The sequence below is a fragment of the Prosthecobacter sp. genome, from assembly GCF_044227185.1.
Classification (GTDB): domain Bacteria; phylum Verrucomicrobiota; class Verrucomicrobiia; order Verrucomicrobiales; family Verrucomicrobiaceae; genus Prosthecobacter.
The window spans coordinates 343,067-357,032 of the sequence record NZ_JBGAFO010000008.1; the positions used below are offsets into that span (position 1 = coordinate 343,067).

General features: G+C 61.9%; 14 protein-coding genes and 1 pseudogene. 13 read left to right on the top strand and 2 right to left on the bottom strand.

Annotation, left to right across the window (positions count from 1 at the left end):
- Positions 1-33 precede the first annotated feature (33 nt).
- The gene (cls, locus tag ACILSQ_RS20130; RefSeq protein ID WP_395745449.1) at positions 34-1,464 is read left to right on the top strand and encodes a cardiolipin synthase; all 1,431 of its coding nucleotides are present in this window, start codon (positions 34-36) and stop codon (positions 1,462-1,464) included.
- A gap of 186 nt (positions 1,465-1,650) precedes the next feature.
- Positions 1,651-2,028 carry a rhodanese-like domain-containing protein gene (locus tag ACILSQ_RS20135; RefSeq protein WP_395745450.1) on the top strand — a complete coding sequence of 126 codons (378 nt, stop codon included), beginning with the start codon at positions 1,651-1,653 and terminating at the stop codon, positions 2,026-2,028.
- Between the two features lie 88 nt (positions 2,029-2,116).
- On the opposite strand, the gene ACILSQ_RS20140 is transcribed toward ACILSQ_RS20135, so the two are convergent.
- Positions 2,117-3,250 carry an ROK family protein gene (locus ACILSQ_RS20140; RefSeq protein WP_395745451.1) on the bottom strand — a complete coding sequence of 378 codons (1,134 nt, stop codon included), beginning with the start codon at positions 3,248-3,250 and terminating at the stop codon, positions 2,117-2,119.
- 68 nt (positions 3,251-3,318) lie between these two features.
- Here ACILSQ_RS20140 and ACILSQ_RS20145 point away from each other — a divergent pair, with 68 nt between their 5' ends.
- From ACILSQ_RS20145 to ACILSQ_RS20170, 6 genes and pseudogenes are all read left to right on the top strand, one after another.
- On the top strand, positions 3,319-4,470 hold the full coding sequence (locus tag ACILSQ_RS20145) for an LLM class flavin-dependent oxidoreductase (protein WP_395745452.1): 1,152 nt from the start codon (positions 3,319-3,321) through the stop codon (positions 4,468-4,470).
- Between the two features lie 119 nt (positions 4,471-4,589).
- Positions 4,590-5,633, top strand: coding sequence for a Gfo/Idh/MocA family protein (locus ACILSQ_RS20150; protein ID WP_395745453.1), 1,044 nt, complete (start codon positions 4,590-4,592; stop codon positions 5,631-5,633).
- A gap of 115 nt (positions 5,634-5,748) precedes the next feature.
- Entirely contained in the window at positions 5,749-6,540 is a 792-nt protein-coding gene (locus ACILSQ_RS20155) for a GxxExxY protein (protein ID WP_395745454.1), read from the top strand.
- Positions 6,541-6,704: 164 nt separating this feature from the next.
- Positions 6,705-7,589 carry a hypothetical protein gene (locus ACILSQ_RS20160; RefSeq protein ID WP_395745455.1) on the top strand — a complete coding sequence of 295 codons (885 nt, stop codon included), beginning with the start codon at positions 6,705-6,707 and terminating at the stop codon, positions 7,587-7,589.
- A 483-nt stretch (positions 7,590-8,072) separates the two neighbouring features.
- A pseudogene (locus ACILSQ_RS20165) lies at positions 8,073-8,207 on the top strand (PQQ-binding-like beta-propeller repeat protein); the annotation flags it as partial.
- Between the two features lie 254 nt (positions 8,208-8,461).
- Positions 8,462-9,136 (top strand): PQQ-binding-like beta-propeller repeat protein, encoded by a 675-nt coding sequence (locus ACILSQ_RS20170; RefSeq protein WP_395745493.1) that lies wholly within the window; start codon positions 8,462-8,464, stop codon positions 9,134-9,136.
- Here ACILSQ_RS20170 and ACILSQ_RS20175 read toward each other — a convergent pair.
- Positions 9,107-10,141: a non-reducing end alpha-L-arabinofuranosidase family hydrolase gene (locus tag ACILSQ_RS20175; protein WP_395745456.1), complete on the bottom strand. Its 1,035-nt coding sequence runs from the start codon at positions 10,139-10,141 to the stop codon at positions 9,107-9,109. The two genes, ACILSQ_RS20170 and ACILSQ_RS20175, sit on opposite strands and share 30 nt — an antisense overlap.
- Before the next feature lie 477 nt (positions 10,142-10,618).
- On the opposite strand from ACILSQ_RS20175, the gene ACILSQ_RS20180 reads away from it, so the two are divergent.
- The 5 genes from ACILSQ_RS20180 to ACILSQ_RS20200 all read left to right on the top strand — a co-directional run bounded on the left by ACILSQ_RS20180 (position 10,619) and on the right by ACILSQ_RS20200 (position 13,965).
- A complete protein-coding gene (locus ACILSQ_RS20180) occupies positions 10,619-11,248 on the top strand; it encodes a TetR/AcrR family transcriptional regulator (protein WP_395745457.1) in 630 nt (209 codons plus the stop codon).
- 18 nt (positions 11,249-11,266) lie between these two features.
- Positions 11,267-12,544 (top strand): RNA polymerase sigma factor, encoded by a 1,278-nt coding sequence (locus tag ACILSQ_RS20185; RefSeq protein WP_395745458.1) that lies wholly within the window; start codon positions 11,267-11,269, stop codon positions 12,542-12,544.
- 111 nt (positions 12,545-12,655) lie between these two features.
- Positions 12,656-13,048 carry a YciI family protein gene (locus ACILSQ_RS20190; protein ID WP_395745459.1) on the top strand — a complete coding sequence of 131 codons (393 nt, stop codon included), beginning with the start codon at positions 12,656-12,658 and terminating at the stop codon, positions 13,046-13,048.
- Positions 13,045-13,443, top strand: a complete 399-nt coding sequence (locus ACILSQ_RS20195; protein WP_395745460.1) for a YciI family protein — start codon at positions 13,045-13,047, stop codon at positions 13,441-13,443. The genes ACILSQ_RS20190 and ACILSQ_RS20195 overlap by 4 nt, the downstream gene beginning before the upstream one ends.
- A 45-nt stretch (positions 13,444-13,488) precedes the next feature.
- Positions 13,489-13,965 carry a VOC family protein gene (locus ACILSQ_RS20200; protein WP_395745461.1) on the top strand — a complete coding sequence of 159 codons (477 nt, stop codon included), beginning with the start codon at positions 13,489-13,491 and terminating at the stop codon, positions 13,963-13,965.
- Position 13,966: the final 1 nt, after the last annotated feature.

The following is a 13,966-nucleotide window of genomic DNA, read 5'->3' on the forward strand; positions in this document are numbered from 1 at the left end:
CTTTGTACTTAAAATGCATGCGCACGCTGTGACATGAGCTGGCTTTTACACCACATCTGGAACGACACGCTGATGATCCTCGCCATCACCGGCTCGGTCATTGCCATCATCCATCTGCTGCTGCAGCACCGGGACTACCGCTCCGCGGCGTTCTGGATGGCGATGATTGTGGTGGAGCCGCTTATCAGCCCGCTGCTGTACCTGCTGCTGGGCATCAACATCCTGCGCCGCAGCGGCCGGCGCTACCGCAGCGGCATCAATGAACCCTGGCGCGACCCGGTGCCGGATGAGCCGCTGCCTCTCACCGCCACGCAGGAGCACCAGCAGCTCGCACGCACGCTGGACCGCATCTCGCGCTTCAGCCACACGGTGGGAAACCACCTCGACATCCTGCACAACGGGGACGAGGCCATGCCGCGCATGCTGGAGGCCATCCGCGGCGCGCAGCAGAGCATCTCCCTGGCCAGCTACATCTTTGAGGCGACCGGCATCGGCGCGGAGTTCGTGGCGGAGCTCTCCAGCGCGGTGAGGCGCGGCGTGCAGGTGCGCGTGATGGTGGACGATGCCGGCACGCGCTACTCCTGGCCGCCGGTGGTGGAGGCGCTGGAAAAGGCCGGAGTGACGGCGCGGCGCTTCATGCCCAGCCGCCTGATCCTGCGCCTGATCACCATGAACCTGCGCAATCACCGCAAGATCCTGGTGGTGGACGGCCGCACCGCCTTCACCGGCGGGATGAACATCCGCGAGGGAAACATGATCTCACGCAAACCCAGGCACGCGGTGCATGATCTGCACTTCATCGTCACCGGCCCCTGCGTGGCACAGATCCAGCGCGTGTTTGCCGAGGACTGGGCCTTCTGCACCGGGGAGGCTCTGGAAGGCCCGGCGTGGTTTCCCGAGCTGAGTACCACTGGCAGCACGACCGCCATCGGCATTGTGGACGGACCGGACGAGGACATGGAAGTGATGCCTGCCGCGTTTTTTGCCGCGCTCAATGCCGCGCGTGAGGAGGTGAAGATCATCACGCCCTACTTCCTGCCCAATGCGGTGCTCATGGCGGCGCTGCGCCTCTGCGCCGTACGCGGCGTGAAGGTGACAATCCTCACCCCGGAGAAGAACAACATCCCCTTTGTCGGCTGGGCGGCGCAGACTTTGTACCCCGAGCTGCTGCTGGTGGGCTGCCGCATCTTTGAGTCGCCCTCGCCGTTTGACCATTCAAAGATTTTTCTGATCGATGGCGTGTGGTCCTTCCTCGGATCCACAAACTGGGACCCACGCAGCCTGCGCCTGAATTTTGAATTCAACCTGGCCTGCCATGATGCGGAGCTGTGCCGACGCCTCTCCGCGGAAATGGATGCGAAGATGGCGCGCAGCCGCGAGATCACCCCCGGGATGCTGGAGGCCGCGCCGGTGGGGCGGCGCCTGCGCAACGGCTTTGCGCGCCTGTTCATTCCGGCGCTGTGAGACTTTTTGCATCTTTTGTCAAAACAGACCGTATCATGGAACGTTCTTTCTTTTTCGGGAATAAGCTTCCGGCCTCCTTCTCACACATGAACTCCTGAGATTCCTTTCAACCTTTGCCCCGGCAGACGGGGCCCTGCCGCGCACAGTCCAACGCGCATCACCTAACTCAAACCATCCAGATCAATCATGAAGAAACTCATCGCACTCGTCTTCGCTCTCGTCGCCACCGCCGGTTTCGCCGCCGAATTCCCGGACATCAGCATCGCCGACCTCAAGCAGGCCATCGCTGACAAGAAGGTCACCATCATCGACGTGAATGGCGCCGCCTCCTACAAGGCCGGCCATGTGCCAGGCGCCATCGACTTCGCGACCCAGGGAGACAAGCTCGCCAGCGTGCTCCCATCCGACAAGAACGCCCTCGTGGTGGCCTACTGCGGTGGTCCTGCCTGCAGCGCCTACAAGGCTGCCGCCAACGCCGCCGAGAAGCTGGGCTACACCAACGTGAAGCACCTCTCCGCCGGCATCTCCGGCTGGAAGGCCGCCAAGGAAACTCTGGAGAAGTAATTTCTCTGTCTCTGAACCACTCCACCCACCGGGTGTGCGGGCTCCAGTCCTGCCACCCGGTTTTTTGTGCCCGTGGGTCGCAGCTCTCTCAGGCCGGCAGCCACGCCTCCATCGCCAGGCTCGCTGCGCCCAGGGCTCCGGCGTTGTCTCCCAGCGCGGAGGGCACCACCTTCAATCCGGTGCCACGCAGCGCGGACATGAGCCCGCACGCGGTCTCCGAAATGGAGCGGCAAAAGCGCTCTCCCAGCACGGTGAGGGGGCCGTGCAAAATGAAGACCTCCGTATCGAGAATCATCTGCAGGCAGCCGATGACGCGCGCGAAGTCAGCACACACGGCGTCCCATTCCGCGCCTTCCACACCGGCCACCTCCGCCAGCCCTGCGCGCAGATCTTCAGGCAGCCTGCCCTGCGGGCCCACGCCAGCCAGCCTCCGCCATGTGGAGGGTGCGCTGAGCGCGTGATGCAGTTCTTGCACGCCGCCCGGCCCCGCATTCAACGGCCAGGGCCAGCGCCCCACCTCGCCTGCGGCATGGCGTGAGCCTTCGACGACCCTGCCACCCTGCACCATGGCGATGCCAAAGCCGCTGCGCGGGCCGAGGATCACATAATCATTCAAGTCATGCCCCAGGCCAAACCAGCGCTCCGCCAGCGCGATGGCCCGCAGGTTGTTTTGCAGGATGACAGGAACTTTGAGCCTGGCGCTGATTTTTTCCACCACCGGCACCTGCTGCCAGTCTGGGATGAAGGCATAATACAGGCCGACGCCAGCGTCAGGGTCCACCAGCCCGGGCGCCCCCAGCCCCACTGAGAGCAGCGGGCCCTGCATGGAGTCGGTCAGCCGGGTCACGCAGGAGAGGATGGACTTGATCACCTGCTCTGCCGTCACCTCTGGGGGCAGGCTTTGCTCCACCGTCATTTTCAGCGTGCCGGAAAAATCCACTCCGACGGCCTGGATGCGCTGCGCATTGAACTCCACCCCGGCAAACCAGCCTGCCTCCGGGCGGGTGGTCAGCGTGCGGCGCGGGCGGCCCATAGGTCCCTGGTTCAGGCCCGATTCATTGAGATACTTCTCGGCGATCAACTGGTCCACATACAGACCCGTGGTCGAGGGTGAAATGCCCAGCGCTCTGGCCAGCGTGGTGCGGGAGGTGGCACGCCCGCTGCGCACCTGAAGCAGCGCCGCGCCGAGCGTTTCACGTTGGAAAATGGGATTTTTTCGCATTCGAATAAAAAGCCTGTTGCTCCCCTCTCTGTCCAGCAGGATCAGTGCGCTCTCAGCAATATTCTCTCATGAGTGATTTATCCATCCGCACCCCTGATCGCAAGTGTGAAGTCGCCTGGTTTTCTGCTCTCTGCTCTGATGATTACGAATTTCTCGGCATTCCGGACGGCTCCATCCGCTCCAGCTACGAGCACTGTGGCGATATCGTGAAAAAGGCCGACGCGCTCGGCTACCAGAACATCCTGCTGCCCTCCGGCTGGATCGCCGGGCAGGACGCCCTGGCCTTTGCCGCCGCCATGGCCCCGCAGACCGCGCAGATCAACCAGCTCGTGGCCCTGCGCATGGGGGAGGTCTGGCCGCCCATGCTCGCCCGCGCCCTGGCCACGGTGGACCACATCGCCAAAGGCCGCCTCTGCATCAACATCATCTCCTCCGACATGCCCGGCCTCAAGGAGAGCAACGAAGTACGCTACGCCCGCGCCAGCGAGATCATTCAAATCCTGCAAGGCCTGTGGCGCACCGACGGCCCCTTTGAATGGAAGGGCGAATTTTACAATATCAGTCTGCCCAGCACCGAACCCGCCAGGACCTACCAGCAGAACGGCGGTCCCCTGCTCTACTTTGGCGGCATCTCCCCCGCCGCGCAGGAGCTCTGCGCCAAGCACTGCGACGTCTTCCTCATGTGGCCGGAGACGGAGGACCGCATCGCCGAAACCATGCGCGTCATGTCCGAAAAGGCCGCCGCCCATGGCCGCAAGATCGACTTCGGCTTCCGCGCCCACGTCATCGTGCGCGAAACCGAAGCCGAAGCCCGCGCCGCCGCCGACCGCCTCATCTCCAAACTCACCGCCGAAAAAGGCGCCGAGATCAAAGCCCGCTCTCAGGACAGCCAGAGCGCCGGCGTGAAACGCCAGGACGAACTCCGCGCGCAAAGCAGCGACCTCTACATCGAGCCCCACCTGTGGAGCGGCATCGGCCTCGCCCGCAGCGGCTGCGCCAGCGCCATCGTGGGAGATCCAGATCAAGTCCTCGCCAAGCTCAACCGCTACATGGACCTCGGCATGCGCGCCTTCATCCTCAGCGGCTACCCCCACCTCGAAGAGTGCGACCTCTTCGCCAAACACGTCCTCCCCAAACTCCCCACCTGCCGCCTCAACGAACTCCAAGGCCGCCGCGTCCCCGATCCTGTCACGCCGCTCACTACTGCTCCGCGCAGGTAGCAACGAATGACGAAACCAGAATGAGGAATGACGAATGATAAGTCACTTTCATCCCGCACCTCACTTGGTCATTCGTCATTGATTCGTCATTCCTCATTCTGATTTCGTCATTCCTTCTTATGCAACCCGTCCGCTTCTCCCTCGCCGGCTTCGGTGCCTGGGGCAAATTCCACGCCCAGTCCATCGCCCAAAATCCCAACGCCCAGCTCGTCGCCATCTCCGCCCCTTCGGACGCTTCCCGCGAAGAAGCCCGCAAGCTCTACCCTGACGCCCACATCTTCGCCGACAGCCTGGAGATGATCGCGCAGACCGACTTCGACATCATCGACATCGCCACCCCCAGCCACACGCACCGCGAGATAGCCCTCGCCGCCATGGCGAAGAAAAAGCACGTCCTGCAGGAAAAGCCCATGGCCATCACCCTCGATGATTGCAAAGCCATCGTCGCAGGCGCGCGCGACCACGGCGTGCACCTCGCCGTCGGCCATGAGCTGCGCCTTTCCAGCCAGTGGGGCCGCATCAAGGAAATCATCGCCGCAGGCACCATCGGCGATCCGCAGTACGTCCTCGTCGAACTCTCCCGCAAGCCCTACCGCCTCGGCGCCAGCGGCTGGCGCTACGATCAAAACCGCGTCGGGAGCTGGGTGCTCGAAGAGCCCATCCACTTCTTCGATCTCGCCCGCTGGTACCTCGAAGGCAGCGGCGACCCCGTGGAGCTCCACGCCTACGCCAACTCCCGCGATCCCCAGCGCCCCACGCTGTACGACAACTTCAGCGCCATGTTTAAATATACCAACGGCAGCTATGCCGTGGTATCCCAGACCCTCGCCGCCTTCGAGCACCACCAGACTGTCAAAGTCAGCGGCACCAAAGGCGCCCTCTGGGCCGCCTGGAGCGGCGCCCTTGACCGCACCCTGGAGCCCGAGTACTTCCTCAAAGTCTTCGACGGCGAAACCCTCGAAACCGTGAAGCTCGAAAAGCACAGCGGCGAAGTCTTCGAACTCCGCGAAGAAATCGCCCAATGCATCGCCATGGTCCGCACCGGCAAGCCCCCCATCGCCACCGGCCTCGACGGCCTCTGGTCCGCCGGCCTCTGCCTAGTCGCGGAGGAATCGATCCGCCAGGGCAAGCCCCTGCCCGTGGGCGAGATGCTGAGGTTTTAGAGAAGGGCGGAATTGTGAAGGTAGAAAGATTAGGGGTAGAAAAATTTTCCAGAGCTTCCCATTTTGAGATTCTGAAATCTTTCTACCCCTAATTTTTTCTACCTTTATCTTCTCCATGCCCATCGAATGCCCGGTCCAATTTCACAGGCAAGATTACGAAGCCCTTCAGCGACTGGACTATGAAGTCATGCGGCTGGTTTTCCAGGTTCATAGGGAACTCGGAAAAAGCTGCGACGAAGAGATCTATCACAATGACCTCGCAGCGCGGTTGAACAAAGCGGGCCTATCTCCTTTGCCAGTCGAAGTTCCTGTGCAAGTGTGTCACGGAAGTTTTGTGAAGGATTATAGAATCGATGTCGTCGCTGCAGGACAGGCGATCTATGAGCTAAAGAAGGCCAGGAAGGTCACTACAGCCCATGAGGGCCAGACGATGAACTACCTTCTGCTGACAGGTTGCGAACACGGGAAAGTGGTGACCTTTGGCGGAGCGTCTGTGGACTCTCGATTCGTCAACAACTCGGTGATCCCCGCCGAGCGTTACCGGTTTGAAATCGAATCATCCTCTTGGAGAGGTCCTGACAGCTTGCTCAAGGCAATGCTTCATTTCATCGAGGACATCGGGCTTTTTCTCGAGGCACCTCTTTACAATCAGGCCCTTGTCCATCATTTCGGAGGCGAGGAGCATGCCTTGGAGCGTCGTTCGATGCATTTGGAAACGCGGCATCTTGGCCAGCAAACTTTCCAGATGTGCGCTCCTGACGAAGCCTTCCGCATCACCACTCTCGGCCAGCATCTCAAAGCCCAGCGCCTCAGCCTGGATAAGCTCTTGTCTCTCAGCGACCTCAAGGCCTTTCACTGGATCAATCTCAACCGCCATCAAATCAATTTCATAACCCTCCGCCGCTAAGATCGAAAGTTCAAAACTTTGAAATCATCGGTTCGGAAAATTTTTCTACCCCTAATCTTTCTACCTTCATTCTCTGAAATCGAAAGCCACCGGCTGGAAGGATTTCATCACCTCACTTTCCTGCTGGATTACCCCTCCCTCCTCCGTTCTACCGGCACACTCCCATGAAAGCCTTCCTCCTCGCCTCTCTCTGCCTCATCGCCCCCATCACTCGCGCGGAGGATCTGCAGCCACCCGTCACCGAGGGACAGCGCATCGCCACATGTGGGCACAGTTTCCATGTGTTCACCTACAAGCAGGTGGATGAGATCGCGAAATCGGCCGGGCTGAATCACCAACTCGTCGGCCTCTCCAGCATCGGCGGCTCCACGGTGCAAAAGCACTGGGATGTCCCCGAAGAAAAAAGCGCCGTCAAAAAGGTGCTCAAAACGGGCAAGGTGGACGTCCTCACCCTTTCACCCATCTGGCTGCCGGACCCCGCCATCGAGGACTTCGTGAAGCTCGGCCTCGATCACAATCCCGCGCTGCGCATTTTCGTGCAGGAATACTGGATGCCGAATGACGAATACAAGCCCGTCTACCCGCTGGAGGCCAACAAGAAGAAGGTGGACCACAACGCCACCGACATCGCCCAACTCCGCGATGCCACCCAGCGCTACGCCAAGGACATCGAAGACTACGTGCGCGGCATCAATCAGCGCCTCGGCAAGCAGTCCGTTTACATCGTCCCCGTCGGCATGGCCGCCGTGACGCTGCGCGACAAGATCGTGAAAGGCGAGGCCCCCGGCCTCAAAACCCAGGGCGAACTCTTCCGCGACTACTGGGGCCACGCACTGGCCCCGCTGCAGATCCTCTCCAGCTACTGCCACTTCGCCGTCATCTACCGCCGCAGCCCCGCGGGCCTTCCCGTGCCAAACGCCTTCAAAGCCCTCAAAGACATGAGCGATGACGACAAGGCCAAGCTCAACAAACTCCTCCAGGAAATCGCCTGGGAAACCGTCAGCCACCACCCCATGGCCGGTGTGATGAAGCCTGTGGCGGCCAAATAATGCGATTTACTTCTCACGGTGCATCCTGCCAGCCGCTTACGTGTCTGGCCGTGTTTGGAAAATGACGCGGCGTGCGCTTTGCGTTTTGGACTGCGCCGGTCCTCCGGCGCTTTCGGACGTCCATCGGACCATGAAAAGCTCCAGAGGACTGGAGCACTCCAGGACGCTCCGCGTTCTTTGGCACGCTACGGCCCCTCTGCACTTCGAGGTTTTCAAAAATGGCCTGGGCATCTCAGGGCTGGTAGGGAACCGCTGTGTCGGGTCCGACTTTTCGGGTCTGTCATGGCGCAGGCAACCCAAAAGGGACCGCCGTCCTTGTCGTGCTCGATAACCAGGAGCGCATCGCCACTTCTTTTGACAGCGCCGCCTCTTTCGCAGCGTATTGCAACGCCCCGCATGAAACCTCACGCCCTGCTGTTTACCTCCGCACTCTTCACCATGCCCCTCCTCGCCGCGGATTGGCCCGCGTGGCGTGGCCCGACGATGGACGGGCATGCCGCAGCAGGCCAACATCTGCCGCTGAAATGGAACGAAAATGAAAACGTGCTGTGGAAGGCCGAGGTGCGCGGCCGCGGCCACGGCTCCCCCACCGTTGTGGGAGATCACATCTACCTCGCCACGGCAGACATGGAGACCGAGGAGCAGCTCGTGCTCTGCTACGACCGCACCACCGGCAAGAAACTCTGGGAAGCCGTCATCCATCGCGGCAACCTCAACACCAAGGGCCACAAAATCTCCTCGCAGGCCTCCTCCGATGTCGTGAGCGATGGCGAGCGCCTGTTCGTGAACTTCCTCAACAACGGCGCCGTCTTCACCACCGCGCTCGACTTCTCCGGCAACTCGTGTCGGCAGATCATCGAGGCGGCGGCAAGATGTCCGGACTCAACAAACTCACCGGCGAAATCGTCTGGCAGCAGGACCGCCCGCCCGTGGCCAACTACGCCTCCCCCGCCGTCGTGCAGGCCGCCGGCAAAACGCAGGCCGTGCTCGCCGGCTGCAACAAGGTGGAAAGCTTTGATCCGCTCACCGGCAAAAAACTCTGGAGCATCGACGGCAGCACGGAGGAAACCGTCGTCACCGCCGTGACCGATGGCAGCCGCATCTTCCTCGGCGGCGGTTACCCGAAGAACCACACCATGGCCGTCGAGGCGGATGGCTCCGGCAAGATCGCCTGGGAAAACGTCACGCGCACCTACGTGCCCTCCATGATCGTGAAGAACGGCCACGTCTTCGCCGTGGGCGATGGCGGACGCGCCGCCTGCTGGAAATCCGCCACCGGCGAGGAGCTGTGGTCGGAGAAAGTGGACCGCGAATTCTACGGCTCCCCCGTCATGGCAGACTCTCGCATCTACGTCACCAGCAAAGGCGGCGTCACCTCCGTCTTCGAAGCCACCCCGGAGAAGTTCACCCTCCTCTCCCAAAACCCGCTCGGCGACGAATCCTTCAGCACCCCCGCCATCTGCGACAATCGCATCTACCTCCGCTCCGCCAAGACCGGCCCCGTGCGTCAGGAGTATCTATGGTGCGTGGGTGCGCCCGGGAAGTGAGTTTTTGAGCCTTTCCAGCAGACCCACGCCGATCAAGCCGCGCGGTGCTTGGTCATCCGTGCTTTTTCTCCCGCCGTGGAAAATAAAGCCGGTGAAGTCTTCTTCGAGGATCTGACGTTCATCACTGCCCTGACGCACTGGTTCGCCATGGTTGATGTCTCCCTGCCAGATGGCATCGTCGAACTTCACATTGGCGCGGCCTGCGAAAGGGGTTTCCGCCGTTGCCACCACGGGCCGCCACGCGGCATCCAGGCGATCCGCGGCGTAGCTCTGCTGGTATTGTTTACCATCCGCAGCGCGGGCAGTAAGGGTCAGCAAATAGCTCTCTTTGTTAGCGGCATCATAGCGATAAACATGCGGCGCGTAGATGAAATCGCCACGCAGGGCGATGACGGGTGCGGACCAGCCGTGCGGGTAGTTTGCCAGGGCAGTCTCCGAGCGCCAGAGGCGGCCGCCGTCTGAGGTGACAAAGAGATGCGCCTTTTCCGCGTCGCAGATCACCCAGAAGTCGATCCATTGATTCACCGACTTCGCATCGTCCTGCGGCGGAGGTACATCGAGCACCTCAGGCGCGGACCAGCCCTCGGGATGAGTGATGTCGGCATTGGTGCAGAAGCATGGGGCCATCTTCGGATAGCGCCCCGTTTTGTCCGGCATCATGCCGATGAGATGCCAGCGCGATTGCGGCCGGTAAAAGAACACCTGCGGCACGAAGCACGACCCCACCGGCAGCTTCACCACCGAGGATGCGATGGGCCGCGTGTCAAAGTTGGGCGTGGATGCGTGCACCGTCCCTCCATTGGCCGAAGCGAAGATGTGCCAGAGCCCTTCATGCCTCACGATGCACGGATCCACCAGCTTCACAGGCTTCCCCTCAAGCGGCGTCGTTTCGTTCAGCAGAGGCGCCCCGAGACGCCACACAGGCTCAGCCGCATGCACCACGCAGGCAGATGACCAGATGAAGGCCAGAAGAGAAGAGTGAAAAATCGAACGAAAATGGGTCATGGAAAAGATGAGTAAAACGCAGCCATCGGCACATTAAGCGGTGTCTTCGCAAATACCATGCTCTCCGGAGAAATGTGCCATCAGGCATTAGGGGCATGTGGAAAGGGGGAGAGTGACGAGACTGCAGCGCGTGCTGGGACGAGGATTCTTGGGACACGGCACAGCGCGTCCCTACCTTCCTTGCGGGTGCCGTGAATGCCGAAGGGCTGGTAGGGAACCGCTGCGTCGGGTCCGTAGATGAGGGTCTATGGCGCCGAGGGCGATGCAAAAAGGTGCGCCGTCCTTATTCCCTCCGAAATCCAGATGGGGGCGGGCGCTCTGCGTGTGATTCATGCTCGCCGCCATGGCGCTCTTGCCTTGACCGCATGAGGGCCTTTCAATCGACACCGCCTACCGGATCCCCGGCCCGCAGAAACAAAAAGCCAAAAAATCAGCATTGACCCCCGGCCTCATTTCTTTACATACCGACCGGTCTGTATGTCCAAAAAAGAAGCCAGCACGAAACGCGAACGCGACCCCGCCGCCACCCGGCAGCGGCTCATCGACGCCACCGTGCGCCTCATGCTGCAGCAGGGTTTCTCCGCCACCTCGGTTGATCAGATCTGCAAAGAGGCTGGCATGACCAAGGGCGGCTTCTTCCACCACTTTGAAAACAAGGAAGCACTCGGCCTCGCAGCCATCGACTGGTGGGGCCGCATGGGCACCGCCCTCTACGCTGAAGCATGGAAAGATGCCTCCATCGATCCGCTCGACCAGCTCCACCACCTGCTCGACATCATGGCCGGCTTCACCCACCGCAGTGAAGACGCCGTCGTATGCATGGTGGGCATGATGTCCCAGGAGATGTCCGCCACGAGCCCCGCCTTTCAGGCCGCCTGCGCCAGAGAGCTGGACCTCTGGACTGAAAATGCCGCCAAGCTGCTCGCCGCCGCCAGGAAGAAGCACAAGCCCAGGACCAAGTTCGATCCCGTCAAAGTCGCGTGGTTCCTCAACAGCCTCTGGCAGGGCTCCATGCTCATCGGCAAGACCTGCCGCTCCCAGGAACTCATTCGTCACAATATCAAACTGGCCCGCGACTTCGTGGAAGGTCTGTTTCAGGCAGACTGATGAATGAAAACACCCGCGATGTCTGACACTTCCCCCAGCGCCCAGTTTGCCACCGAACATTTCTTCCGGCACGAGTCGGCACGCCTCGTAGCCACGCTGGCAGGTCAGTTCGGCGCGCGGCGGCTGCAATGGATCGAAGATGTGGTGCAGGAAGCTCTGGTGCGTGCGCTGCAGACCTGGCCGTATCGCGGCGTGCCGGACAATCCCGCGGCATGGCTCACGCAGACCGCACGCCATCTGGCACTGGACCAGTTGCGCCGCGAGCAGCGCTGGAACGAGCGCGAGGAAGGAATCTCCGCCGAGCAGGCGCGCTGGATGGCCGTACCACCCGAAGCCGCCGCGGACGACGAAGCCCACCTGCGCGATGACACCCTGCGCCTCATGTTTGTGTGCTGCCACCCGCAGCTCTCTGCCGAAGCCCAGATCGCCCTCTCACTTCGCACCTTGTGCGGCCTCAGCCCCGCAGAGATCGCCGCAGCCTTTGTTACCAGCGAGGCCACCATCTCCAAGCGCCTCGTGCGCGCACGCCAACGCATTCGCGAGCTGGAGCTGCCCTTTGAAATTCCAGCGGCACATGAGCTGCCGCAGCGCCTGCACGCCGTGCTGGCGTCTCTCTACCTGCTCTTCAATGAAGGCTACAAGGCCAGCAGCGGCCCGCACCTGGTGCGCGCGGATCTTTGCCATGAGGCCATCCGTCTCACCGAGCTGCTGGCCACACATCAGCACACAAGTTTGCCGCAATGCCACGCCCTGCTCGCGCTCATGCTGCTGAGCGCCGCACGCCTGCCCGCACGAACGGATGATGCTGGTGAAATCCTGCGCCTGCATGAGCAGGACCGCAGCCTGTGGGATCAGTCGCTTGTCCATCGCGGCCTGCAGCATCTGCAGCTCTCCGCGCGTGGAGACGCGCTCACGGAGTATCATCTGGAAGCAGGCATCGCCGCATGCCACAGCACCGCGGCCAGTCATGAGAAGACGGACTGGCCGCGCATCCTCGCGCTTTATGATCAGCTTGCACAGCTCACCCCCTCCTCCGTGGTGGCGCTGAACCGCGCCATCGCCCTGGGGCGCGTGCAGGGCGCCCAGAGCGGACTCGAGGCGCTGGCTGCCGTTAAGGGGCTGGACGCCTACCTCCCCCTGCACGCGGCACGCGGTGCCTTTGCCGCAGAGCTCGGCCAGACGCAGGACGCGGCGGCTCATTACCGCAGGGCGCTGGCCCTCGCCGCCCTGCCCTCCGAGCGCAGCTTTTTTGATCGCCTGCTCGCGGCTTGCGAAAGCGCCAGCCCAGAAAAATAACACCCGCTCAAAAAAATCTTTGTCCCGATGTCCTTTTCCGTCCGGCTCGTTCGTCGTCCCTTTTGAAACCACGACATCTTCCCCCACCCACGACCCACACGCGCCACTCCCATGAACACTGACACACCACCCCAGGACTACCTCGTGATCTCGCGCGGCCATTGGGACAAAGACAAGACCCGGGAGCAGATCGACACCGCCATCACGGATTTTTACGACTGGCTGAACGGCCACATCGCCGCAGGCCGCATGCGCGCTGGCAGCCGCCTCGGCACGGACCGTGCCAGTGTGTCCAAGGCTGGCGTCACCACCGACGGCCCTTTCGGCGAGGCCAAGGAAGTCGTGGGCGGCTACTGGTTCGTCAGCGCCGGCAGCCTGCGTGAGGCCGCCGACCTCCTCTCCCACAGCCCCACCCTGCCCTGCGGCCTTCATTACGAAGTCCGCCCGCTGGATGCCACCGTCTGCACCGCCTCAGACATCACCAACGAAACCGCGCCCGCATGAATCCCCAAAACCCCACCGACGAATACCTCCTGCTCATTCGAGGCACCCACTGGAACCACGGCATGTCCCCCTCAGAACTCCAGCACGTCATGACCGACTTCTACGCCTGGGTGGACGGTCTCGGCAAAGCGGGCATCCATCGCGGCGCACAGCCTCTCGTGGAGGAAGGTAAACTCGTCACCGGTCCCAAGGGAGCCACCGTGACCGACGGCGTCTTCGCCGAGTCCAAGGAAGCCATCGCCGGCTACTTCCGCATCGCCGTCGGCAGCATGGATGAAGCCGTGCGCATCGCCCAGCAGTGCCCCATTCTCCAATACGGAGCCACCATCGAAGTCCGCCCCATCGCCGATCTCTGCCGCCCCATGGCCGAAGTCAAATCCGCCACCCAGCATTAAACACCCCCGCCAATTCTTCATTCACCATCCCCAACCACCACCACCATGAGCACCCCATCCTACCCCGCCTTCAACCCCTACATCACCGTGACCAACGCCGCCGAGGCCATCGCTTTCTATGAGAAAGCCTTCGGCGCCAAAGAGCGCTTTCGCCTCACAGACAAAGCCACCGGAAAGATCGGCCACGCCGAGCTGTCTCTGAACGACGGCCTCCTCATGCTTTCCGATGAAAATCCCGCGTGGAACAAGTCTCCGCAGACGCTGGGCGGCACGCCGGTGAAGTTCTGCCTCATGGTGGAAAACTCAGACGCCGCCATTGCCAAAGCAGCCGCCGCCGGGGCCACGGTGCAGATGCCCGCCACAGACATGTTTTACGGTTTCCGCAGCGGCTGCGTGTGCGATCCCTACGGCCACGTGTGGCTGCTGCAGCACGAGATCGAAAAAGTCTCCCCCGAAGAAATGCAGAAGCGCTGGGACAACATGAGCGGCGAATGCCCCGCCTCCAAGGACACCGCCAAGTAAT